This is a genomic window from Mycobacterium szulgai, assembly GCF_002116635.1.
Classification (GTDB): Bacteria; Actinomycetota; Actinomycetes; order Mycobacteriales; family Mycobacteriaceae; genus Mycobacterium; species Mycobacterium szulgai.
In genome coordinates this window covers 274,242-296,906 of record NZ_LQPW01000031.1, presented here as the reverse complement: position 1 = coordinate 296,906, position 22,665 = coordinate 274,242, and the positions used below count along the sequence as shown (strand labels likewise).

Here is a 22,665-nt window from a genome sequence, read left to right as displayed (position 1 = left end):
GCGCCAGCACCTCCGGCGACGACCCACCCGACGATTCATCGAACATATGTGCGATACTGCCACAAGGGTCTGACAACGATTCTGTTCAGGCGACCCCCACTGGTAAGCGGTTGCATCGGCCCCAATACCGCAGCGACGATGACCGAGGCGCTAGCCAAGCGCCGTACCGCATTGCACCGGTCTGCATCTCCAACCATCCACGCAACCCCGTCACCACCAACTCGCCAACGGCTCTTGACAAGCTCCCGCAACCACGAAACAGCTAGTCCGCGCTGCGATACCACGCGGCGATGTAGAGGATCAGCGCCGTAGCCAGTCCGATCAGCACCCAGATCACCACGGCCTGATCGACCCAGGAACCCGCCGGCGGTGCACCCGGAAGGATATTGCGCAGGGGAACCACCGCGAACAACATCGCGGCATACCAGGTGGAGAACGGCGGCAGGAATTTCCTTCTGCCGGTGAGCATTTGGATGGCAACGAACAGCGCCAAAGTCGGCAGTGTGATGAGGACCAGGCAAATGCCCAGATCGAAGACCAGCGGTCCCTTGGCCCGCTGCAGGGTGATGACGACGTTGTCCGGGCGGGCGGGGTCACTGCTGTTGCGTCCGACTCGGGTGACGGCCACATCCCAGCCTTCCAGCAACCCGGTCACTTCCACCCGGGCGGGTTTGTAGTCGCGGTTGTCACCGGCCCCGACGAGCATGTCGGCCTGGATGGTGTCGGTTCGGTAGGTGTCGAACGGCCAGTCACCGGGTTCCCCGTGCGCCTGGATGGTGGTGGCCACCTGCGCCGGCGATTTCCCCTTCGGATACTGCAGATCGCCTAAGTCATTCTGCGGGAAGAAGCGCACGGAGGTGTCGACGGCCAACAGACCGAGGCGCTTGTCGAGCATCGAATCGTCAGGCATCACAAGGACTTTCACGTCGAGTCGGTGCTCGACCGGGTGCAGCTGCTCTATCCTCACCAATACCACGCTGTTATCGGCGGTGCTTACGTCCGGCTCGGCGAGCGGACCCGGAGCCGTGGCGAGCCAGTGATAGCCGACCAGCGACAGCACATAGACAACCACGACGCCCACGATGATGCAGACATCGACCACGAGGTGCCGTCGCCGAGGTCTGCGCGCCGACTCACCGAAGATGACCTCGGGCAGGGCAAGCTCTTGAACCGACACGAAGCCAGATGTTAGCAATGGCAGTGTTTGCTGGCAGCGGCAAAACAGCACCGCTACACGCATTTAACACTGTTGCTACTTTGGTTTGGCCGAGTGCTTATACCAAGCAATGATGTACACCACCATCGCCGTGGCCAGCGCGATCAGCACCCAGATCACCACCGCCTGATCGATCCATGAACCCGCCGGCGGCGAGCCGGGAAGGATGTTGCGCAGCGGCACCACGGCGAACAGCATCGCGGCATACCAGGTGCCGAAAGGCGGCAAAAATTCTCGACGGCCGGTCAGCATCTGAATGGCGACGAACAACGCCAACGTCGGCAGGGTGAACAGCACCAGGCAGATCCCGAGATCGAAGACCAGCGGCCCCTTGGCGCGGTGCAGGGTGATGATCACGTTGTCCGGGCGGTCGGAGGTTTGGCTGGTATCCCCGACGCGCTGAACGCTGATGTCCCAGCCCTCCAATGACCCGGTCACTTCAACCCGGGCGGGTTTGTATTGACGGTTTTCCCCGGCACCTACCAGGATGTCCGCTTGGATCGTGTCGGTGGTGTAGGTGTCGAACGGCCAGTTGCCTGGGTCGCCGTGCGCCTCGATGGTGGTGGCCACCTGCGCCGGAGACTTGCCTACCGGGTACTGCAGATCGCCCAGGTCGTTCTCCGGGTACAAGCGCACCGAGGTGTCGACGGTTAACACGTCAAGACGCTTGTCGATCATCGAATCATCCGGCATCACAAGCACTTTCACGGCAAGGCGATTGGACACCGTGTGCAGCTGCTCGAAGCGGATCAGCACGACGCTATCGTCGGTGGTGCCCACGTCGGGTTTGGGCAACGGACCCGGCGAGCTGGCCAGCCAGTGATAACCAACCAGCGAGAGCACATAGAGCACGGCAACGCCGACGATGATGCACACATCGAGCACAAGGTGTTTTCTTCGCGACATGCGCTTGGGCTCGGGCGCAGGCGGCGGGCCCTCTGAAGACACGGAGTCAGATGGTAGCAACCGGCGCGGCCCGCGACTCGCGCTCGGCTACTCCGATTGGCGTACCCACGCCCGGATGTAGAGCGCCATCCACCGTCAGCGCGGTCAGCACCCATTGCACGATGGCTTGGTCGATCCACGCGCCGGGCGGTGGCGAGCCCGGAAGAATGTTGCGCAGCGGCACGATGGCGAACCGGTTCGCGGCATACCACGTTGCGAACGGCGGCAGGAACTTCCGTCTGCCCAATGCCGGCCACGCCTCAGCGTGCGGCGGGCGTGGAATCGGCCACGCAGCGAAATCCGATGTGGGTGGTGGCGGTGTCCTGTGATTGCGGTGACCGCGCCGCCGGCCGATAGCGATGGCAGTATTCCGGCGCGCACAAGTGCGACCCGCCCTTCAACGCCTGGCTCACGGCCGGATTCGCCGGTCCCTGCGGTGTGCAGCACGCTTTCGGCGGCTGATCGAGCCGGTGATGCCCAGTGAACTCGGTAGCCGTCCATTCCCAGACGTTGCCGATCATGTCGACGAGCCCAAATGCGTTGGGCGGGAACGTTCCTACCGGCGAAGTCCCCACCCACCCCAGCGCGCCGTCGTTGCGGTAGGGGAACCGCCCCTGCCAGGTATTGGCCATCAGCTGACCGTCGGGCATGGCCTGCTCGCCCCACGAATAGGTGCTCGTAGTCCCCGCGCGCGCCGCGTATTCCCACTCCGCCTCGGTCGGCAGCCGCCGCCCGGCCCATCGCGCATAGGCGGCGGCATCGGGATACGCCACCTGCACGACGGGGTGATCGGGCCGGTCGGTGATATCGCTGTCCGGCCCGAACGGATGGCACCAGTTGGCCCCCGCCACCCACTCCCACCACTGACGCCAGTCCCGTAGGTCGACCGGGCCCGAGGTGGGACGGAAGACCATCGCGCCGGGCGACAGGTCGCCTAGATCTGCCTCGGGGTACAGCGTGGCGTCGATGGGCTGCTCGGCAACCGTCACATAGCCTGTGGCGGCGACGAATTCGGCGAATTGCGCGTTCGTCACCGGGTGCCGCTCCACTGCGAACGGACCCACGGTCACAGTGTGGATCGGTGCCTCTTCCGGGTAGAAGCTGGTCGAGCCCATGCGGAATGTTCCGCCCGGCAACTCGACCAGCTCGGTAAGCGTGCGAATCAATCCGACTGTCGATACCAAGTGATCATGTACATGGCCATCGCGGCCACCAGCGCTATCAACACCCACAGCACCAGTGCTTGATCCACCCACGCTCCCGGCGGTGGAGCGCCCGGCAGGAAGTTGCGGATCGGTATGACGGCGAACAGCATGGCGGCGAACCAGGTCACGAAGGGCGGCACGAATTTCCGCTTACCCAAGGCGATTTGAATGGCCACCGCGAACGCCAGGGCGGGCAGCGCGAAGAGAACCAGGCAGATTCCCAGGTCGAAGATCAGCGGGCCCTTGGACCTGTGCAGCGTGATGATGACGTTGTCCGGACGGTCCGAATCCTGGCTGGCTTCGCCGACGCGCTGGACGCTCACGTCCCAGCCTTCCAGGGAACCGGTCACCTCCACCCGGGCCGGGATGTACTTGCGGTCGTTGCCCTGTCCGACAAGCACATCGGCGGAAATTGTGTCGGTGGTGTAGGAGTCGAAGGGCCAGTTGCCCGGATCGCCGTGCGCCTCGAGTGTGGTCGCGACCTGCGCGGGCGATTTACCCGCCGGGTAGACCAGGTCGCCGAGGTCGTTTTCCGGGTAGAAACGCACGGACGTGTCGGTGGTCAGCACGTCGAGGCGCTTATCGAACATGTTGTCCTCGGGGATCACCAGGACCTTCACCGAGAGTCGGTTCGCGACGGTCTTGAGCTCTTCGAGCCGGACCAGCACCACGGTGTCATCGGTGGTGCCCAGGTCCGGAGCCTTGAGCGGCCCATGCGATCTCGCCAGCCAGTGCACGCCGAATAGCGATAGGGCGTAGACGATGATGAACGCAACCAGGATGCCGATCCCGAGCAGCAGGCGTTTGCCTCGCTTGTCGGACGGCGGCGCCGCGTGTGTCGACGGAGACGGCGGAGACGGCGGTGTCGGCGGAGCCTCGGTGGTCATCGACAGATGGTAAACGAACCCGTGCCGCCCGCGCAGGGTCATTTCATGTTTATGCAGCCGTCAGTTCGATAGCCGCAAATCTCGACATGCGTCGCAAACGATTTGCCGCTGCCCTCGGCGCGGGTGCCGGAATCAACGAATTTCTCACCGCGAAAGCCGATTTCGCCGGATCGGACTCGCCATTGAACCTGGTCTCCGGCCCGGCGGAAGCCATCAGCTAACCGGGCGGTTTTCTATCCCGCTGCCGGGACCAGGCCACGACGAACAGGAACATCGCGACCACAAGCGCGATCAACACCCACAGCACAAATGCCTGGTCGATCCACGAGCCGGGCGGCGGCGACCCGGGGAAGATATTGCGCAGCGGGACGATGGCGAACAGCATCGCGGCATACCACGTCGCGAAGGGCGGCAAGAACGACGTCCGGCCCAGCGCCATCGGGATGGCCACCCATAACGCCAAGGCCGGCAGGGCGAGCAAAACCAGGCAGATCCCGACGTCGAAGATCAGCGAGCTCTTGGACCGCTGCAAGGTAATGACCACGTCGTCCTTGACGTCGGGATCCTGTTCGTCGGGATCGTGCACGCGCGTGACGGTCGCATCCCAGCCGTCCAATGAGCCACTCACTTCGATGCGGCCGTTTACCTTTTCGCGGCTCTGGCCCGAACCGGTGAACACGTCGGCAGCGATCACTTCCGTCTTGTACGAGTCGAATGGCCAGTTACCCGGGTCCCCGTGCGCCACAATCGTTGTGGCGACCTGCGCCGGCGCTTTCCCAACCGGATACTGCAGGTCACCCAGATCGTTTTCGGGATACAGGCGCACCGCGGCGTTGGTAGTCAGCACGCCGAAGTCTTTGTCGTACAGCGAATCCTTCGGATAGACAAGAACATTCACCTTGAGCCGATTTGCGACCGTCTTCAGGTCGTCTAGGCGCACCTGCACAATGGTGTCCTCGGCCTCGTGCTTGCTCAGGTCAACCGGCGGCAGCGCAGGCGCGGACTTCGCCAGCAGGTGGACCGCCACCAGCGACAGCGTGTAGACAACGACCACACCCACGAGAATGGCCAAACCGATCGCAACGCGGCGTGCATGCGCCCTGGCCTCGCCCGTCGGCGCCGGCGGTGGTGACGGAGGCTGAGTAGTCATAGCCCTTTAGGGTATGACGACCGTGAAGTCCTGTGTCAATGTCGATTTCGCCGTGCTGAATCCGGCGGCGCCGCTAGGCGCTTCCATGTGGATGCTCACCAAGTATTGCTTGGTGTTGGTCCAGATGTGGGTGATGCGGTCGGCGAAGTCGATCCCACCGGAGGGCCCACGCAGCGTACCGGTCAATTGCTGGCTGCTGTAGCCGCAGAACGGGGAACCGTGGACAGCGAATTTCTGACGTGCCAGCGACCCGCCGAGGCCAGCCGTGTAGCGCAGGAAGGCACTGTCCGGGGTCAGTTCGGTCGGGGCTATGGTCACCGTCGCGGACATGCCGGCCGGGCCGGTCAACGTCAGTGCCGTATCCCCGCTGCCGGCAACTGACCCCCACTCATCGGGGACCACGATGGTGATCCGCGGGGCTGCCGGGTCGGAAACGGTAGCCACGGTCGGGTGGCCGCTACCAATCGGCGACGCGACACACGACACCGCATTCGGCGGAATGCGCTCGCGCAGCGTCGGGGCGATGCCGGGCACCGGCTCCGCGGGGTCGGAAGCCGGTGTGGATGCCGCAGAGCCACCGGTTACCCGCGTGCAGCCGGTGGCACCTAGGAACAGCAAGATCGCCGCGCCGAGCAGCGCGCCCAGCGGCCTCGCGAAACTCCTAGTCGCGCGAAAACGCAAGCGCGAGTTCCTTTTCCACGTCCGCATACGGCCGGCCCGAGACATCCATGGTGACCTGGGCGATGGTGCCTCCGGTGAAGCTGAACGGGGCTTTGTAGCGGCTGGACACCGCCGAGCCACCGTTGCGTCCGACGGTGATACCGGCACCGGCCAGCCCGAACGTACCGGGATGCGTCGTGATATCCGCCAACGAGCCGACCTCATGCTCGTCGAAGAACAGCGCGCCGTCCCCGATAGGCGTGTGGCTGTTGGGCACGGTTCCCGTCCGCGTGTAGCAGACGCCGAGCAGGTGCCGGCCCAGCGGTATCGGGCCGTTCGACGAAATGAGCTGCTGGCGCTCACCCAGGAAGTTGTAGACGTAATGCAGCCGCCCGTCCTGGATGAACAGCACGTGGCCGCCATGGGCACCGCCCTGTTTGAACAGCACACCCTCGGCGCCGGTGGTGTCGATTGTTACATCGGCCACCACGGTGAACGAGCGGCCGCGGATTTCGCCGGCAGCACCGATGCCGACGTCGGCGCAATTGGGGTAGTAAACGTAGCTGGATCGGTCGGTGACCAGATACGGTCGCGACCGCATCATCGTCTCGAAGATGTTGAGATCCGAGAGCGGCAGCCCGTTGTACTTGTCGGCCTCCGAATACCAGAGTGCCTTGAGTTCCTCCAGCTTGTCGGGATGTTGGGCGGCCAGGTCGTGGCACTGGCTGCGGTCCTTCTCGATGTGGAACAGTTCCCACCGGTCGGCGTCGAAATGCGACCAGCCCGCCGGTGTCGCTGCGTGGATGGTGTTGGCAAACCAGCCCTTATGCCAGATTCCGCGGGTGCCCAGCATCGTGTAGAACTGGGTCTCCTTGCCGGTGTCAGCGCCCGGATCAGCAAGGGCCGCTTTGAAACTCACACCGTCCAACGGCCGCTGCCGAATGCCCTTCACGGTCTCCGGCGGAGTCATGCCCAGCAGGTCATAAACCGTCGGCGTGATGTCGCAGACGTTGACGTAGTTGTCGCGGACCTCTCCGTGTGCGGCAATTCCGTTGGGCCAGGAGATGATTGCGGTGTCGGCGATGCCGCCCTCGTGCGATGCGTAACGCTTGAACAGCTTGTAGGGGGTGTTGAAGGCCATCGCCCACCCGATCGGGTAATGGTTGTAGGTCTGCGGCCCACCGAGGTGGTCGAAGAGCTTCATGCTCTCCTCCACGGTGTCGATGTAGCCGTTGAAGAATTTGCCCTCGTTGACCGATCCGTTCGGTCCGCCCTCACCGCTGGCCCCGTTGTCGGAGATCACCACGATGATCGTGTTGTCCAGCTGGCCGGATTCCTCCAAATAATCGAGGATTCGGCCGATCTGCGCGTCGGTATAGCTGAGGAAGCCGGCGAACACCTCGGCCATCCGGTTGAAGAGTTTGCGTTCTTCGTCATTGAGCGTGTCCCACGGCCGGACGGTGTCCTGCAACGGCCAGGCCTCGCCATTGGGGCCCTTCACGTCGAGGTAGGGGTTGATCGGCGACAGTTCGGTGTCCGGCGGCACGATGCCCATCGACTTCTGCTTTTCCAGCGCGGTCTCGCGGTAGCGCTCGTAGCCCATGTCGAACTTGCCGGCGTACCTGTCGGCCCATTCCTTGAAGACGTGATGCGGGGCATGCCCGGCGCCGGGACATACGTAGCTGAACCACGGCTTGTCAGGGGCGATCACCTTGGCGTCGCGAATGAATTCGATTGTCTTGTCGGCGAGGTCTTTCGACAGGTGATAGCCGTCCTCGGGCGTGCCGGGCGGGTTCACCGGGTGGTTGTCGTACATGAGGTCGGGGTACCACTGGTCGGTTTCACCGCCCATGAAGCCATAGAAGCGTTCGAAACCGCGCGAGGTCGGCCAGTGCCGCTTGGTCGCGGCCATGCTGGACTCCTCCAATGGCGTGAGGTGCCACTTGCCGACGCAGTAGGTGTTGTAACCGCGTTCGGCGAGCACCTCGCTCAATAGCGCGGTGTCGGCCGGGACCCTGCCGTTGCAGTTGGGGAAGCCGTCGGTGAACTCCTCAATGGTGGCCATGCCGACGGTGGTCGCGTTGCGGCCGGTCAGCAGCGACGCCCTGGTCGGCGAGCACAGCGCGGTGGTGTGAAACTGCGAAAGGCGCACACCGCGCTCCGCGATCCGGCTCATGGCGGGCATCTCGACCAGGCCGCCGAAACAGTCCCAGGTCGCGATGCCGGTGTCGTCCCAGACCAGATAGAGGATGTTCGGCGAGTTCTCCGGTGCCGTCGGGGCGGCGTAGGGACCCCAATCGGGTTCCGAATCGCGGATGTCGAGTTCGATCTTCCCGTTAAACTCGGTCACCTTCGCAGGCCTCACTCCCGTAGTGGACTTACCCGGACATCGCGTGCAGATTACACCTGCCGACAGGGTAATCAGCCCGCCTCAGAATCACCTGAGACACGTGGCGCCGAAGGCGCAATTCGCGCCAGAAGGGACAACCCGATGGATGACGGGGCGACACCACCGGATCCCAGCGCGGTGGCAGCCGACGGTACCGCGGTCGAAATCTACCGTCGCCTGCCGTCGACGTCAGAGCTCGAATACATCGCAGCTCAGTTGGCGCCCAACAGCTCAGTGCTGGACCTGGGCGCGGGCACCGGCCGCATCGCCGACCCTCTTGTCATGCTTGGCCATCGGGTCACCGCCGTCGATAGTTCGGCCGCAATGCTGATGCACGTCCAACACGCGCGAAAGGTGCATGCGTCTTTCGAGGATCTGGCGTTGACCGAAAAATTCGATTGCGTGCTGTTGATAGGCAGCATCATCAACTATCCGGGAAGCCAGCAGCGCAGGTCTGTGTTAGCGACGGTTGCTCGTCATCTGACACCTGGCGGGCAGGCAATCCTGCATTGGGCACCACCCGCGTTGATCGCGTCGCGACCGGCGGGTTTCACCCAGTCATTCACCTTCGGCGCGGTAACAACGACCCTGAGCATTCACTCCAACACGGGACGCATCACCGAGGGTGAGTTCACCCTAGAGTGCGACGGCCGGCGCTGGCGCCAGTCGATAACCGCGGAAAAACTCAGCGCCGGCACCGTACGCGACGAACTGCAACGCGCGGGGCTGGTGCTGACAACGGCTGATCCCGAAGCCACCCGCTGGCTGCATGCCAAGCTGGCATAGCATCGGCAATCAGCGACCAAGAAGTACTGGCGCGGCATCCGAAGGGGTCGGAATCATGCGGATCATCGCGCTGGAAGAGCATTTCGCAACTCCCGGCACTTTCGAAGGGCCCGACCGGGAGTTCGTCGAGCACTTGGCTTCGGCGACGGCGCAGACCTTCCCGGCCGGGGCGTCGCAGCTCGTCGAACGGTTATACGACCTGTCCGAGGGGCGCATCGCCGCGATGGATGCGGCAGGGGTCGATGTTCAGGTGCTGTCGCTGACCGCGCCCGGACTGGAGCAGCTGCCCGCGCCGGACGCTGTTGCCGCGGCGCGCGAGGTCAACGATCAACTCGCGCGGGCGATCCAGCGCTACCCGGAACGGTTCGCCGGTTTTGCCGCGCTGCCCACGCCCGATCCCGTCGCCGCCGCCGACGAGTTCGAGCGGGCGGTACGCGAACATCGATTCGTGGGCGCCATCATCAACGGCCACTGCCAGGGACGCCGCCTCGACGACGAATTCTTTTGGCCGATTCTGGAGCGGGCCGAGGAGCTGGGGGCTCCGCTTTACCTACATCCGACTCCACCGCCGGCCTCGGTATTCGAGCCGCTCTACGCGGGCAACTACCCGGCGTCGGTCGCATTTCTGTTTTCGACTGCTGCATGGGGCTGGCACATCGAAACCGCGACGCACCTGTTACGGCTGATCCTCAGTGGCGCGTTCGATCGGTTCCCGCGGCTGCAGGTCATCATCGGTCATATGGGTGAGGCGCTGCCGGCCATGCTTCCGAGACTGGATGTTGTGCTGACCACCGCTGCGACAAACCTCAATTACGCTCCATCGCATTATCTGCGCCACAACGTGTACTACACATTCGCCGGATTCAACTGGACCCCACAGTTTTTGGCGTTGCTGCTGCAGGTGGGCGTTGACCGAATCATGTTCGCCACCGACTACCCGTATTCACCGATGCCCGAAGCAACGGCCTTCCTTGCCGGGATTCCGGTGAGCCCGCAGGACCGCGAGCAGATCGCTCACGGCAACGCCGAACGGCTGCTGGGGTTTTGAGCGGCCCGAAGGCCGGCTACTTGGCCTTCTCCAGGATCTCGACGAGCCGCCAGCGCTTGGTCGCCGACAGCGGACGAGTCTCCATCAGCGCCACGCGGTCGCCAATGCCGGCGGCGCTTTCCTCGTCGTGCGCCTTGACCTTCTTGGTGGTCCGAATGATCTTGCCGTACAGCGGGTGCCGCATACGGTCTTCCAGCTCGACCACAATGGTCTTCTGCATCTTGTCGCTCACCACGTACCCGATGCGCGTCTTACGACGGCCACGGGTCTTCGGGTTGGCCGGAGTGTGCTTGGGGCCCTTGTCTTTTGCCGCAGCCTCCTTCGCAGCGGCCGACTTAGGAGCCGCCTTGGCAGCCGCTTTCTTGGCGGGAGTCTTCGCCTCTGCCATCACGCATCCTTCTCGTCGGAACCGTCGGGCCCAGCAGCCAGACCCAGTTCTCGTTCGCGCAGCACCGTGTAGACGCGCGCGATTTCTTGACGCACCGTGCGGAGCCGGCGGTTGTTGGTGAGCTGCCCGGTAGCCATCTGGAAGCGCAGGTTGAACAGCTCTTCCTTGGACTCGCGTACGCGCTCGTTCAACTCCTCGTCGGTGAGCTCACGCAGTTCGCCAGGCGAAATTCCCACTGCCATCAGAACTGATCCTCTCGGGTAACGATGCGTGCCTTGATCGGCAACTTATGGATCGCACGGGTCAGTGCGGCCCGGGCGGTCTGCTCATTGGGGTAGCTCAGCTCGAACAACACCCGGCCCGGCTTGACGTTGACCACCCACCACTCCGGCGAGCCCTTACCCGAACCCATCCGGGTCTCGGCGGGCTTCTTGGTCAGCGGGCGGTCCGGGAAGATATTGATCCAGACCTTGCCGCCACGCTTGATGTGCCGGTTGATGGCGATACGAGCAGACTCGATCTGCCGGTTGGTGACGTAGGCATGCTCGAGAGCCTGGATGCCGTAGTCGCCGAAGTTCACCGTCGTACCGCCGCTGGCGATGCCACGCTGGCGGGGATGGTGCTGCTTGCGGTGTTTAACCTTGCGGGGAATCAACATGATTCAGCTCTCCGTGCTCTGCGCTGCACTCTGTGTTTCAGCGGGTGCGGCTGCTTCTGGCGCCGCTGCTTCTTCGCCGCCGGCGGCGCGGCCCGCGTCGGTGCCGGTGGCCGTGGTGCCCGAAGCACCGCTGCGGCGCGGGCGGGTGCCCGACGGGCGCTCGCGGCGCGGACGCTCGGCACCTGCCGGCGCGGCTGCGGCCAACTCCCGCTTGCCACCGACGATGTCGCCCTTGTAGATCCACACCTTCACGCCGATCCGGCCGAAGGTGGTCTTGGCTTCGTACAGACCGTAGTCGATGTCTGCCCGCAGGGTGTGCAGCGGGACGCGGCCCTCGCGGTAGAACTCCGAGCGGCTCATCTCCGCGCCGCCGAGGCGGCCCGAGCACTGCACCCGGATGCCCTTGACGTTGGGCTGACGCATGGCCGACTGGATGGCCTTGCGCATGGCACGGCGGAAGGCCACGCGGTTGCTCAACTGCTCGGCGACGCCTTGGGCCACCAATTGTGCTTGGGACTCAGGGTTTTTCACCTCGAGGATGTTCAGCTGAACCTGCTTCTTGGTCAGCTTTTCCAGGTCGGCGCGAATCCGGTCGGCCTCGGTGCCACGGCGGCCGATGACGATGCCGGGGCGCGCGGTGTGGATGTCCACCCGGACGCGGTCGCGGGTCCGCTCGATCTCGACGTCGGCGATACCGGCGCGCTCCAGACCACTGGACAGCAGCCGGCGGATCGCGACGTCTTCCTTGACGTACTCGGCGTACTGCTTGTCGGCATACCAGCGCGACTTCCAGTCGGTGGTGATGCCAAGCCGGAAGCCGTGCGGATTGATCTTCTGGCCCACTAGTCTGAGCCTCCCTTCGCTTCAGAAGCCTCAGAAGTCTTCGCGGGTGCTTTCTTTGCCGGCGCTTTGTTTGCGGGAGCCTTCGCGGCAGCCTTCTTTGCGGGCGCCTTGGTGGCCGCCTTCTTCGCGGGTGCCTTCGCAGCCGCCTTGCTGCCCTCGGCGCGGCGGGCCCGCGAGGACGCCGACGACCGCTGGTCCTTGCTCGGCCGGCTCTCCACGATCACCGTGATGTGGCTGGTGCGCCGGCGGATCCGGAACGCACGGCCCTGGGCCCGCGGACGGATGCGCTTGGCCGTCGGCCCCTCGTCGGCGTAGACAGTGGCAACCACGAGTGTGGCCGGGTCCAGCCCGTTGTTGTTCTGCGCGTTGGCCGCCGCGCTGGCGATCACCTTGGCCACCGGCTCGCTGGCGGCCTGGGGCGCCCAGCGCAGGATGTCGAGAGCGTCGGAAACCGAACGGCCCCGCACCAGGTCGATGACCCGGCGCGCTTTTCTCGGCGACACCCGCACAAAGCGGGCCTTGGCCGTCGCCGACGGAAACTCAGTGGTGGTGCTCATCGCCGTTTCGCCTTCCGGTCGTCCTTGATGTGCCCCTTGAAGGTGCGCGTCGGCGCGAACTCACCGAGCTTGTGGCCGACCATCGACTCGGTGACGAACACCGGGACGTGCTTGCGGCCGTCGTGCACGGCGAAGGTGTGACCGATGAAGTCCGGAATGATGGTCGAACGCCGCGACCAGGTCTTGATGACCTGCTTGCTGTTCTTCTCGTTCTGCACGTCGACCTTCTTGAGCAGATGGTCGTCGACGAACGGGCCCTTCTTCAGGCTGCGTGGCATGGTTGGCTACTCCCCAGACTTCCTAGCGCCCGTGCTTCTTGCCGGTACGACGGCGTCGGACGATCATCTTGTTGCTGGCTTTGTTCGGATTGCGGGTGCGGCCCTCGGGCTTACCCCACGGGCTCACCGGGTGACGGCCACCGGAGGTCTTACCCTCACCACCGCCGTGCGGGTGGTCCACCGGGTTCATCACCACGCCACGGACGGAGGGGCGCTTGCCCTTCCACCGCATCCGGCCGGCCTTGCCCCAGTTGATGTTCGCCTGCTCGGCATTGCCTACCTCGCCGACCGTTGCACGGCAACGAACGTCGACCCGGCGGATCTCGCCGCTGGGCATACGTAGCGAGGCGTAGCTGGCTTCCTTGCCGAGCAACTGGATGCTGGAGCCCGCCGAGCGCGCGAGCTTGGCCCCACCGCCGGGGCGCAACTCGACGGCGTGCACCAAGGTACCGGCCGGGATGTTGCGCAGCGGCAGGTTGTTGCCGGGCTTGATGTCGGCGTTGGCCCCCGACTCTACGATGTCGCCCTGCGAAAGTCCGTTCGGCGCAATGATGTACCGCTTTTCGCCGTCCAGAAAATGCAGCAGCGCAATCCGCGCGGTGCGGTTCGGGTCGTACTCGATGTGGGCGACCTTGGCGTTGACGCCGTCCTTGTCGTTGCGGCGGAAGTCGATCACCCGGTAAGCGCGCTTGTGGCCGCCACCCTTGTGACGAGTGGTGATCCGGCCGTGCGCATTGCGCCCACCGTGACCGTGCAACGGCCGCACCAACGACTTCTCCGGAGTCGACCGCGTGATCTCGGCGAAATCGGACACGCTGGCGCCGCGGCGACCCGGGGTCGTCGGCTTGTACTTACGAATTGCCATGTCTAATCAGATCTCTCTCTCGCGCCCGGTCAGGCCCGCGGGCTAGGCCGGTGCTCCGAACAGGTCGATCGGCTTGCTGCCCGGGGCCAGAGTGACGATGGCGCGCTTGGTGCTCTTGCGCTTGCCGAATCCGGTGCGGGTGCGCTTGCGCTTGCCCTGCCTATTCGCGGTGTTCACCGATGCGACCTTGACCGAGAAGATCTTCTCGACAGCGATCTTGATCTGCGTCTTGTTCGAATCGGGGTGCACCACAAAGGTGTACACATTCTCATCGAGCAGGCCGTAGGACTTCTCCGAGATGACCGGGGCCAGGATGATGTCGCGGGGGTCAGCGATGGTCGCCATCTACGCCGTTACCTCCTCGGTGCTAGCTGTGTTCGCCGTGATGTAGGCGTTGAGCGCCTCCACACTGAACACCACGTCGTCGGCACGCAGCACGTCGTAAGTGTTCAGCTGGTCGGGTGCCAGGATGTGCACACCGGGCAGGTTGCGCACGCTCTTGGCGCCGGCCTCGTCGGCCCGCCCGATGACCACCAGCACCTGCTTGCGGTCGGTGATGGTGCTCAGAAAAGCCTTGGCGCTCTTGGTGGAAGGCGTTTGGCCCTCAACCAGCTCGGTGACTGCGTGGATGCGCCCGTTGCGTGCCCGGTCGGACAGCGCCCCGCGCAACGCCGCGGCGATCATCTTCTTGGGCGTGCGCTGGCTGTAGTCGCGCGGCTGGGGACCGTGCACCACGCCACCGCCGGTGAACTGCGGTGCCCGGGTCGAGCCCTGCCGGGCGCGACCGGTTCCCTTCTGCCGGTAGGGCTTACGGCCACCGCCGCTGACATCGCCGCGCGTCTTCGTCGCGTGCGTACCCTGGCGAGCCGCCGCGCGCTGCGCGGTAACCACCTGGTGCATCAGCGCGATGTTTGCCGGGACATCGAACAGCTCAGCCGGCAGCTCGATGGAGCCGTCCACCTTGCCGGCGGGCGTCTTGACGTCAATCTTGAGGCTGTTGGCCATTACTTCTCACCTCGCTTAATGGCGCTGCGGACCACCACGAGTCCGCCGGTGCGGCCCGGAACCGCGCCCTTGATGAGCAGGACGCCCTTTTCGGCATCGACCTTGTGCACCAACAGGTTTTGCACGGTCACCCGGTCATTGCCCATCCGGCCAGACATCCGGGTGCCCTTGAACACCCGGGCCGGAGTGGCGCAGCCGCCGATCGAACCCGGACGGCGGTGCACCGCCTGGGCACCGTGGCTGGCGCCCTGACCGCGGAAGCCGTGCCGCTTCATGGTGCCGGCGTAGCCCTTGCCCTTGGAAGTGCCCGTCACGTCGACGTAGGTGCCGTCGGCGAAGATCTCCGCCGTCAACTCCTGGCCGACCTCGTATTCAGCGACCCCGTCCGCGTCGTCCAGCCGCAGCTCGGCCAGGTGGCGCCGCGGGTTCACACCGGCGGCACTGTACTGACCGGTCACCGGCTTGTTGACTTTGCGGGGACTGATCTCGCCGTAGGCGAGTTGCACGGCGCTGTATCCGTCGCGTTCGGGGGTGCGGATGCGGGTCACCACATTCGGCCCCGCCTTGACCACCGTCACCGGGACAACTCGGTTGTTCTCGTCGAACACCTGCGTCATGCCCAGCTTGGTGCCCAGAATGCCTTTTCTTGCCATTGCTCGCCGAGCTCCTACTGGATGTTGACGTCGACACTGGCCGGAAGATCGATACGCATCAGGGCGTCAACGGTCTTCGGCGTCGGATCGAGGATGTCGATCAATCGCTTGTGGGTACGCATCTCGAAGTGCTCCCGCGAGTCCTTGTACTTATGCGGGGAGCGGATGACGCAATACACGTTCTTCTCGGTCGGCAGCGGCACCGGACCTACGACGCTGGCACCCGTGCGGACGACGGTTTCGACGATCTTGCGCGCCGAAGCGTCAATAGCCTCATGGTCGTAGGCCTTCAGCCTGATGCGGATCTTCTGTCCCGCCACGCTTTTCCTACCTCATCTCCACTTGAGGCCCATCTGGGCCTGGTGCCCCCAGCGCGCCGGTCGCCCCGGTCCCGTTTCCGGGCCGAGTAGCGTCGCGCCGGTTACTGCGCCGCTGTTTACTAGTCGTGGTCCACCGACCCCCGCGCTCGGGCGTGTCACCCGCACGCAGCCTTGGTCGCGGCCGAAATTTGGTCGCTCTCCAAGGTTGGGACCGGACGCGCCCGTTTGGGCGCTGGTCGTATGCCCTGCCAGGCGCAAACCCGGCGCAGGACAACCTGAACAGTATGCCTCAGATCACCGCTTGGGCCAAATCTCAGGCGAACCCGCTGACGTGACCACACCGGCGCCGTAGGCTCGGCCCGGGCCCTAGGAGCACAGTGAGCACACCGATCGTGGATCCGGCAGCGAAAGTCTTTGCAATACCCGCTGCGTACACCGACGAGCCACGGCTGCACAACGCGCTGACGCACCTGCGCGCACACGCGCCGGTTTCGTGGGTGGACCGTCCCCCGTTCCGGCCGTTCTGGGCGATCACCAAACACGCCGACGTTATGGAGATCGAGCGGGCCAACGACCTGTTTCTCAGCGCCCCGCGGCCGCTGCTGGCCCCCGCCGAGGCCGACGATCTGTCGCAATCCCTGCTCGACGCCGGTATGGGGTTGCGCACGCTGGTTCACATGGACGACCCCGAGCACCGGGTGGTGCGTGCCATCGGAGCGGACTGGTTTCGGCCCAAGGCGATGCGGGCGCTGAAGGTCCGCGTCGACGAGTTGGCCAAGATACATGTCGACAAGATGCTCGAGGCGGGGACCGAGTGCGACTTCGTTGCCGAGGTAGCCAAGAATTTCCCGCTCTTCGTCATCATGTCGTTGCTCGGCCTGCCGGAATCGGACTTTCCCCGGATGCTCAGCCTCACCCAGGAGCTGTTCGGCGGTGACGACACCGAGTTCCAGCGCGGCACCACACCGGAAGAACAACTGCCGGTCCTGCTCGAATTCTTCAGCTACTTCAATGATCTGACCGCATCCCGTCGGGCAAACCCCACCGAGGACCTGGCATCGGCGATCGCCAACGCCCGGGTGGACGGGCAGCCGCTCTCCGACATCGACACTGCTTCCTATTACGTGATCATCGCCACCGCCGGGCACGACACCACCAGCGCGACGATCGCCGGCGGGCTGCAAGCGCTGATCGAGAACCCCGACCAGCTCACTCGGCTGACCGGAAACCTGGACCTGATGCCGCTGGCCACCGACGAGATGATCCGCTGGGTGACACCGGTCAAGGAGTTCATGCGCACCGCCGCCGAGGACACCACGGTGCGCGGGGTGCCCATTGCCAAAGGTGAATCGGTATACCTGTCCTACGTCTCGGCCAACCGGGACGAGGAGGTGTTCGACGATCCGTTCCGCTTCGACGTCGGACGAAACCCGAACAAACACTTGGCATTCGGCTTCGGCGTGCACTTCTGCCTGGGGGCAGCACTGGCCCGCATGGAGGTCAGCAGCTTCTTCACCGAATTGTTGCCGCGGCTGAAATCCATTGAACTCAGCGGCGAACCCGAACTCATCGCCACCACATTCGTCGGTGGACTCAAGCACCTGCCGATTCGATACTCGCTGCGCTGAGTCCGCGCTGAACAAAGAGGAAGCCGTCGACAGCCGCGCGTGCGCATTCCCGGTAGTCGAAGTTCGGCAGGGTGCTCAGCCGCCCCAGTACGAGCGGGCCGATCAGCAGGGCAATCGCCCGGGGCCGGTCCACCTCACCCAGCTCGGCCGCCGAGGCGCTGTCGAAGAGCGCATCGAAGGGCGCCGCGTACTGCTGGGCGATGCGCTCCCGCAGCGTGTTGATCGCACTGTCGGCGCCGCGATCGTGGCGTGGTTCCGGCAACTCTTGCAGGTCCGGCCCCAGGGCCAGCCAGGACATCGCGGTCATCACGGCGGGCGCTTCGGCGATGAACTCGCCCTGGGCCAGCACGAGCGCGAGCAACCTGTCCCGCAGGGAGCCGCGATCAGGCGGCATGGGGGCCGGCGGTATCAAACTATTGAAGGTTGCCGCCAACAGATCATTTCCGCTTGGGAAGTGGCGGTACAGGGTGGCCCGGGCTACCTTGGCGGTACGGGTGACCGCGTCCACGGTCACCGCGCCCGGCCCTCCCTCCAGTAGCAATGCTGCGGCGGCTTCGAGCAAACGAGCACGCGACCGTGCGGGACGCGGATCGGCGTTCGCGTCGGTAATTGTGAGCCACCTCCTGGTTTCAGAACAAGACTATTGGTCTATGTACGAGACTGTTAGTCTCGGAAATTAAGACGCCCCGGGGAGGAGGCGCAGCACTAATGGTCCATCTTCTTGATCGGCCTGACCAGCGTGCCGGTCTGACGGACGACAGGCGCGCGGCACGCACCTGGACCCTGGCCGTGGCCTGCATGGCCGTCGGGTTGGTTGTCGGGTCGATGACGGCACTGAACACGGCGCTGGGCGACCTAGCCGTGGCTACCTCGGCCACACAGACGCAGCTGACGTGGGTCGTCGACGGCTACACCGTGGCGCTGGCGTGCCTGTTGCTTCCCGCGGGGGCGATCGGCGACCGCTATGGGCGCCGGGGTGCGCTGCTGACCGGCCTGCTGATCTTCGCGCTGGGCTCCATCGCCCCGGCACTTTTGCACAACCCGACGCACATCATCGCCGGTCGTGCCGTGGCAGGCGTCGGCGCCGCGTTTGTCATGCCCGCGACGCTGTCGTTGCTCACCGTGGCCTACCCGAAAACCCAAAGACTCAAAGCCGTCGGCATCTGGGCCGGCGTCGCCGGCTCGGGTGGGGTGTTGGGCATGCTGGGTTCTGGCTTGCTGCTGCACTTTTGGGATTGGCATTCCATCTTCTGGTCGCTGGGCGCCTGCGGGCTGGTGATCTTCGCCATGGCCTGCACCGTCGCCCCGTCCCGGGACACCGACGCACCCCAAGTCGATTGGCTCGGCGCGGCATTGATCGGCGCGGCGGTTGCGATTGCGGTGTTTGCCATCTTGGAAGCCCCCCACCGCGGCTGGAGCGACTATGTGGTCTGGGGCGGACTCGTCGTCGGCACGATTATCGCCGCGATCTTCGGGGTGGTCGAATTCCGCAAGCGGCAACCGCTTTTGGACGTGCGGTTATTCAATGACCCGGCGTTCGCGACCGGAGTTACGACGATTGTCGTGATGTTCGGCGGCACCTTCGGATTCTTCTACCTCGGCATGCAGTATGTGCAGCAGATCATGGGCTATTCGCCGTTGATGACGGCGGTGGCCTTCGGACCGTTCATGGTGCCGTTGGGCATCTTCTCGGCGTTGTCCTTCTGGTATGTGCCGAAATTGGGATTGCGAGTCGTGCTGTCGCTGGGCACGGCCCTGACGGCGGTCGGCTTTTTGTGCATGCAATGGCTGGACGTGCATTCGACATATCTTGACCTGGCGTGGCCCACGCTGATTCTCGCCACGGGCATCGGGTTCTGCACTGCGCCAACGACTTCGGCCATCATGGGCGCGGTGCCCGACCAGAAACAGGGGGTGGCCTCAGCCGTCAACGACACCACCCGAGAGATGGGTGGCGCACTGGGCATCGCCGTGGCCGGCTCGATACTGGCTGGGCGCTACACCCATGAGTTGGCGCCCAGGCTTAACGAATTCCCCGCACCGGTGCGTGGTCCCGCCTCCGATTCGCTGGCCAAGGCGGTCCAGATCGCCGACAAACTCGGGCCGCAGGGAAAGCAGCTGGCGGCGATCAGCAAGACGGCGTTTTTGACGGCGATGCACTCATCAACCACCGCTATGGCGGTGATCTCGGCTCTCGCCGCGGTCGTGATTGGCCTATGGGCGCCGGGACGCGACGGCCGTCAGCTTGCCGTAGTGCGTTCCGCCGTCGGCAAGAACAGATAGGTCACTGTCACCCAACGAATTCCGCGGCACGGTGGCCCAGCATCACAATGGTGGCGTGCGGACCGCGGCTGGGGACCACGGGCAGGATCGACCCGTCGATCACCCACAGGTTGTCGACCCCGAGCACCCGGCACCGGTGGTCGACGACGGCGCGCGGGTCGCCGTCGGCGCCCATCGGGGCACTACCGCACAAGTGCTGGGATGTCGACCACGCGTGCTCGCCGATATCGGTTGTCACGTCTACTAATTCGCGGGCCAATTCCGTTCCGCGACGCAGCGCCGACACATCCTCGGGCGCACTGTCATAGCGGTGCTCGATATGCGGCGGTACGCCGGGATCAGCCGAGACCAGTGTGATGCGGCCACGCGCACGCGGCGCCATGAGCGCCACTCCGATATGCGGCCAGTCAGGATGTCCCGCGGCGCCATCGCCGGTCATCGCGACGAAACCCCCGGTGTATGGCCGTATCTCGACTTCATCGGTGGACAGCACCACCTCGAGCACCGGCCGGCCCGGGGCCACCGGCCACTTGGTAGGCAGCACCCACTCGGGATGATCGCTGCAGGCGCGCCCTACCGGCAGTGACGAAACCACCGGCACTCCGGCAGCCCGAAGTACTGTGGCGTCGCCGATACCGGAGAGCATCAGCAGGTGGGCGGTTTGTATCGCGCCCGCACACAGCACGATTCGATCGGCGGTAAAGGCTTCCGGGCCTCCCGGGCCAACCGTGTCGACGCCCACCGCGGCGCTGCCGGAGAACCGCAGGCGCACCACCGTCCGCTGTGCGTGCAGTGCCAGATTGGGGCGCCCCACCGCAGGCATGAGATAGCCGGCACCGGCGCCCCTGCGCACACCGTCGACGATATTGAGCGGAACGGGACCCAAGCCTGAAACCGGCTCCGGTCCAAGGCCATTGAGATCTGCGACCCAGGGAAAGCCGGCTCGCTGTGCTGCGGCGATGAACCGTTCTGTGGTCCCGGTCATCTCCCCTGTCCGGCGAACCGGTATGGGGCCGCTGTCGCCGTGGGCCGGTCCGTCGAAATCCAGGTCGGTCTCGATTGCCCGGAAGTGTGGCAACACGTCGGACCATTCCCAGCCGGGGACCGAATAATGATCAAAATCGCGCGGCAGCGCCCGGCAGAAGTAACCACCATTGATTGCCCCGGAACCACCGAACGTTGCGCCGCGCACGATCGGCAACCGGCGCACCGGTCGATCAGTGAGTTGAGTACGGAAACGCTGCACCAGCGGGCTGCCGATGCCGATCGGCAGCTGCAGCCCATTGGTGGTCAGTGCCAGCAACTCCGGATCGGTCAATCCGGGGCCCGCCTCGAGTACCGTCACCGCGCAATCGGGATCGACCGAAAGACGCTCGGCAACAACTGAACCAGCGCTTCCCGCACCAACGATCAGGACATCGCTGTGCCGGATGGCTGCGGTCAAGGTGGCGGTTACGTCCGGATCTGCGGTTTGAGCGCACCGACATTGCGTTCGCGCAGCACCCCGTACCACAGGCCGATGCCATAGGCCAGGTCGTCTACGCGCTTGAGCAACAGGAAGGTCAGCAGCCCGATCGGTTCGGTGTCGCCGTCGCTGGCATCCCGGCGGCGCAGCCAGTCCACCACCCCGTCCACGACAGCCGCGATCAACACGACCCGTCGGCAGTGGCGGGACAGAATCGCCGCGAGTAGCGCCAGCGGCCAATAGTGCCGGCACAGCGCCGATGCCAGTTGCAGCGCCGCCGCCCACAACCCGCGGGTGGCGACCACGAGCACATCGCACAACGACGTCTCGGTATTGCGCATGGCCCTGGCGATCCGCCGACCCGTCAGTACCGCAATGACCACCGATGCCACCCGCGCCAGACCGGTACCGAGGGACATGAGTATCCACGCCATCAAGGCCCAGCCGGAAATCACCACCGGAGCCGTCTTGTCCGGGTGGCGCACCGACAGCGGAGCCGCCGAGCCACCGTAAAACGCCTTGCGGGCGAGCCAGTCGCGCAATTCGGTGCGGTGATCGTGAGCGACCAGCGCGATCGGCTCATAGCGCAATCGGGCCCCGGCCTCGATGAGCCGCCAGCACAAATCGACGTCTTCACCGGAATGCAGCGTTTCGTCGAAGCCGCCAACATCGCGAATGGCCGAGCTGCGGCAAATGATCGCCGCGCTGGGGACGTAGGACACCGTGCTGTGCGGCAGCACCGGCGCTTCCCGCTGGCCGAGGTCGAGTGACGAATGCACCGCCTCATAGCGAGCTACCACATTCTCGCCCTGGGACAGGCCGACGATGCGGGGTGCGACGAGGGCGACGGTGGGATCGCAGAAGTGGCCCAGCAGCGCTTCCAGCCAACCGCGCCGCGGCGCCACGTCGGAATCCAGGAACGCCACGAAGTCGGTGGTGCAGGCCGCCAGCCCCGTGTTGCGCGCCGCGGCCGGCCCCTTACTGCGGGGGTGGTGCAACACCTCGATGTCACAGTGCGCGCCGGCGAAGTCGTCCAACTCGACTGGGCGCACCGAACCGTCGTCGACCACGATGACGCGGAGTCCGCGCAGTGACGTCACCAAGCGGCGTAGTCCAGATGCGTTGTCGCGGACCGGTATAACGACGGTCACGTCACGATGGGACGGGCCACTGGCCGGCCGTGGATGAGCGACGGTGGCATCCAGCAGGGTGCGCGCCAGCGCGGCGCTGACTTCATCGCGGACTTTGAGGCGGCCGTCGCAGATCATGCCCTGGGCGGCTGGGGCCAGCCGAAGCAGCCGCGTCGGAGAGCCACCGAGCAGCGCAGACCCATCGCCGAGCACTCGCACGCGACGGTCGACCTGCACCGCGAACCCGTCCGGAAGCCGGGTCACCGTCATGAGCGCCGCTCCTCCTCATCGCTTCGCTCTGAATCG

26 protein-coding genes and 1 pseudogene are annotated in these 22,665 nt (G+C 65.1%); 5 read left to right on the top strand and 22 right to left on the bottom strand.

Annotated elements, in window-relative coordinates; genetic code table 11:
* Nucleotides 1-262: 262 nt before the first annotated feature.
* From AWC27_RS08500 to AWC27_RS08480, 5 genes and pseudogenes are all read right to left on the bottom strand, one after another.
* Nucleotides 263-1,156 carry a DUF4436 domain-containing protein gene (locus AWC27_RS08500; RefSeq protein ID WP_245846937.1) on the bottom strand — a complete coding sequence of 298 codons (894 nt, stop codon included), beginning with the start codon at nt 1,154-1,156 and terminating at the stop codon, nt 263-265.
* A gap of 96 nt (nt 1,157-1,252) precedes the next feature.
* Nucleotides 1,253-2,122: a DUF4436 domain-containing protein gene (locus AWC27_RS08495; protein ID WP_085670052.1), complete on the bottom strand. Its 870-nt coding sequence runs from the start codon at nt 2,120-2,122 to the stop codon at nt 1,253-1,255.
* 87 nt (nt 2,123-2,209) lie between these two features.
* A pseudogene (locus tag AWC27_RS29970) lies at nt 2,210-2,405 on the bottom strand (DUF4436 family protein); the annotation flags it as partial.
* Between the two features lie 16 nt (nt 2,406-2,421).
* Nucleotides 2,422-3,276 (bottom strand): formylglycine-generating enzyme family protein, encoded by an 855-nt coding sequence (locus tag AWC27_RS08485; protein WP_085670086.1) that lies wholly within the window; start codon nt 3,274-3,276, stop codon nt 2,422-2,424.
* 47 nt (nt 3,277-3,323) lie between these two features.
* Nucleotides 3,324-4,253 (bottom strand): DUF4436 domain-containing protein, encoded by a 930-nt coding sequence (locus AWC27_RS08480; protein ID WP_085670085.1) that lies wholly within the window; start codon nt 4,251-4,253, stop codon nt 3,324-3,326.
* Between the two features lie 86 nt (nt 4,254-4,339).
* Here AWC27_RS08480 and AWC27_RS32645 point away from each other — a divergent pair, with 86 nt between their 5' ends.
* Nucleotides 4,340-4,474, top strand: coding sequence for a hypothetical protein (locus AWC27_RS32645; RefSeq protein ID WP_264079471.1), 135 nt, complete (start codon nt 4,340-4,342; stop codon nt 4,472-4,474).
* On the opposite strand, the gene AWC27_RS08475 is transcribed toward AWC27_RS32645, so the two are convergent.
* From AWC27_RS08475 to AWC27_RS08465, 3 genes are read right to left on the bottom strand one after another with little or no spacing between them, the layout of a single operon-like run.
* Nucleotides 4,471-5,403: a DUF4436 domain-containing protein gene (locus tag AWC27_RS08475; protein ID WP_085670051.1), complete on the bottom strand. Its 933-nt coding sequence runs from the start codon at nt 5,401-5,403 to the stop codon at nt 4,471-4,473. The genes AWC27_RS32645 and AWC27_RS08475 overlap by 4 nt on opposite strands.
* Before the next feature lie 6 nt (nt 5,404-5,409).
* Nucleotides 5,410-6,084 (bottom strand): hypothetical protein, encoded by a 675-nt coding sequence (locus AWC27_RS31920; protein WP_245846930.1) that lies wholly within the window; start codon nt 6,082-6,084, stop codon nt 5,410-5,412.
* Nucleotides 6,065-8,413, bottom strand: a complete 2,349-nt coding sequence (locus AWC27_RS08465; protein WP_085670050.1) for an arylsulfatase — start codon at nt 8,411-8,413, stop codon at nt 6,065-6,067. Before AWC27_RS08465 ends, AWC27_RS31920 begins: the two co-directional genes overlap by 20 nt.
* Before the next feature lie 141 nt (nt 8,414-8,554).
* On the opposite strand from AWC27_RS08465, the gene AWC27_RS08460 reads away from it, so the two are divergent.
* Together AWC27_RS08460 and AWC27_RS08455 are read left to right on the top strand one after the other, a co-directional pair.
* Entirely contained in the window at nt 8,555-9,238 is a 684-nt protein-coding gene (locus tag AWC27_RS08460) for a class I SAM-dependent methyltransferase (protein WP_085670049.1), read from the top strand.
* Between the two features lie 55 nt (nt 9,239-9,293).
* The gene (locus AWC27_RS08455) at nt 9,294-10,286 is read left to right on the top strand and encodes an amidohydrolase family protein (protein WP_085670048.1); all 993 of its coding nucleotides are present in this window, start codon (nt 9,294-9,296) and stop codon (nt 10,284-10,286) included.
* Nucleotides 10,287-10,302: 16 nt separating this feature from the next.
* Here AWC27_RS08455 and rpsQ read toward each other — a convergent pair whose 3' ends face one another.
* From rpsQ to rpsJ, 11 genes are read right to left on the bottom strand one after another with little or no spacing between them, the layout of a single operon-like run.
* A complete protein-coding gene (gene rpsQ / locus AWC27_RS08450) occupies nt 10,303-10,677 on the bottom strand; it encodes a 30S ribosomal protein S17 (protein ID WP_139836833.1) in 375 nt (124 codons plus the stop codon).
* Nucleotides 10,674-10,916 carry a 50S ribosomal protein L29 gene (gene rpmC, locus AWC27_RS08445; protein WP_083112825.1) on the bottom strand — a complete coding sequence of 81 codons (243 nt, stop codon included), beginning with the start codon at nt 10,914-10,916 and terminating at the stop codon, nt 10,674-10,676. Before rpmC ends, rpsQ begins: the two co-directional genes overlap by 4 nt.
* Entirely contained in the window at nt 10,916-11,332 is a 417-nt protein-coding gene (gene rplP, locus AWC27_RS08440; protein WP_083112826.1) for a 50S ribosomal protein L16, read from the bottom strand. The genes rpmC and rplP overlap by 1 nt, the downstream gene beginning before the upstream one ends.
* Nucleotides 11,333-11,335: 3 nt before the next feature.
* On the bottom strand, nt 11,336-12,175 hold the full coding sequence (gene rpsC / locus AWC27_RS08435) for a 30S ribosomal protein S3 (protein ID WP_085670046.1): 840 nt from the start codon (nt 12,173-12,175) through the stop codon (nt 11,336-11,338).
* Nucleotides 12,175-12,732 (bottom strand): 50S ribosomal protein L22, encoded by a 558-nt coding sequence (gene rplV / locus AWC27_RS08430; protein WP_085670045.1) that lies wholly within the window; start codon nt 12,730-12,732, stop codon nt 12,175-12,177. Before rplV ends, rpsC begins: the two co-directional genes overlap by 1 nt.
* Nucleotides 12,729-13,010, bottom strand: coding sequence for a 30S ribosomal protein S19 (rpsS, locus tag AWC27_RS08425; RefSeq protein ID WP_019514048.1), 282 nt, complete (start codon nt 13,008-13,010; stop codon nt 12,729-12,731). The genes rplV and rpsS overlap by 4 nt, the downstream gene beginning before the upstream one ends.
* A 22-nt stretch (nt 13,011-13,032) precedes the next feature.
* Nucleotides 13,033-13,875, bottom strand: coding sequence for a 50S ribosomal protein L2 (gene rplB / locus AWC27_RS08420; RefSeq protein WP_083112829.1), 843 nt, complete (start codon nt 13,873-13,875; stop codon nt 13,033-13,035).
* Between the two features lie 42 nt (nt 13,876-13,917).
* On the bottom strand, nt 13,918-14,220 hold the full coding sequence (rplW, locus tag AWC27_RS08415) for a 50S ribosomal protein L23 (protein WP_085670044.1): 303 nt from the start codon (nt 14,218-14,220) through the stop codon (nt 13,918-13,920).
* Nucleotides 14,221-14,880: a 50S ribosomal protein L4 gene (gene rplD, locus AWC27_RS08410; RefSeq protein ID WP_085670043.1), complete on the bottom strand. Its 660-nt coding sequence runs from the start codon at nt 14,878-14,880 to the stop codon at nt 14,221-14,223. It lies immediately after the preceding gene.
* Nucleotides 14,880-15,533, bottom strand: coding sequence for a 50S ribosomal protein L3 (rplC, locus tag AWC27_RS08405; RefSeq protein ID WP_085670042.1), 654 nt, complete (start codon nt 15,531-15,533; stop codon nt 14,880-14,882). The genes rplD and rplC overlap by 1 nt, the downstream gene beginning before the upstream one ends.
* Nucleotides 15,534-15,547: 14 nt before the next feature.
* Nucleotides 15,548-15,853 (bottom strand): 30S ribosomal protein S10, encoded by a 306-nt coding sequence (gene rpsJ, locus AWC27_RS08400; protein WP_003873519.1) that lies wholly within the window; start codon nt 15,851-15,853, stop codon nt 15,548-15,550.
* 392 nt (nt 15,854-16,245) lie between these two features.
* Here rpsJ and AWC27_RS08390 point away from each other — a divergent pair, with 392 nt between their 5' ends.
* A complete protein-coding gene (locus AWC27_RS08390) occupies nt 16,246-17,481 on the top strand; it encodes a cytochrome P450 (RefSeq protein ID WP_085670083.1) in 1,236 nt (411 codons plus the stop codon).
* On the opposite strand, the gene AWC27_RS08385 is transcribed toward AWC27_RS08390, so the two are convergent.
* Nucleotides 17,447-18,043, bottom strand: coding sequence for a TetR/AcrR family transcriptional regulator (locus AWC27_RS08385; RefSeq protein WP_264078675.1), 597 nt, complete (start codon nt 18,041-18,043; stop codon nt 17,447-17,449). The genes AWC27_RS08390 and AWC27_RS08385 overlap by 35 nt on opposite strands.
* Before the next feature lie 146 nt (nt 18,044-18,189).
* Between AWC27_RS08385 and AWC27_RS08380 the strand changes: the two genes are divergently transcribed.
* The gene (locus AWC27_RS08380; RefSeq protein ID WP_085670039.1) at nt 18,190-19,764 is read left to right on the top strand and encodes an MFS transporter; all 1,575 of its coding nucleotides are present in this window, start codon (nt 18,190-18,192) and stop codon (nt 19,762-19,764) included.
* A 7-nt stretch (nt 19,765-19,771) separates the two neighbouring features.
* Here the strand turns inward: AWC27_RS08380 and mftG are convergent, their stop codons facing one another.
* Together mftG and mftF are read right to left on the bottom strand one after the other, a co-directional pair.
* Nucleotides 19,772-21,208 (bottom strand): mycofactocin dehydrogenase MftG, encoded by a 1,437-nt coding sequence (gene mftG / locus AWC27_RS08375; protein ID WP_085670038.1) that lies wholly within the window; start codon nt 21,206-21,208, stop codon nt 19,772-19,774.
* Nucleotides 21,209-21,216: 8 nt separating this feature from the next.
* Entirely contained in the window at nt 21,217-22,629 is a 1,413-nt protein-coding gene (gene mftF / locus AWC27_RS08370) for a mycofactocin biosynthesis glycosyltransferase MftF (protein WP_085670037.1), read from the bottom strand.
* Between the last annotated feature and the right edge of the window lie 36 nt (nt 22,630-22,665).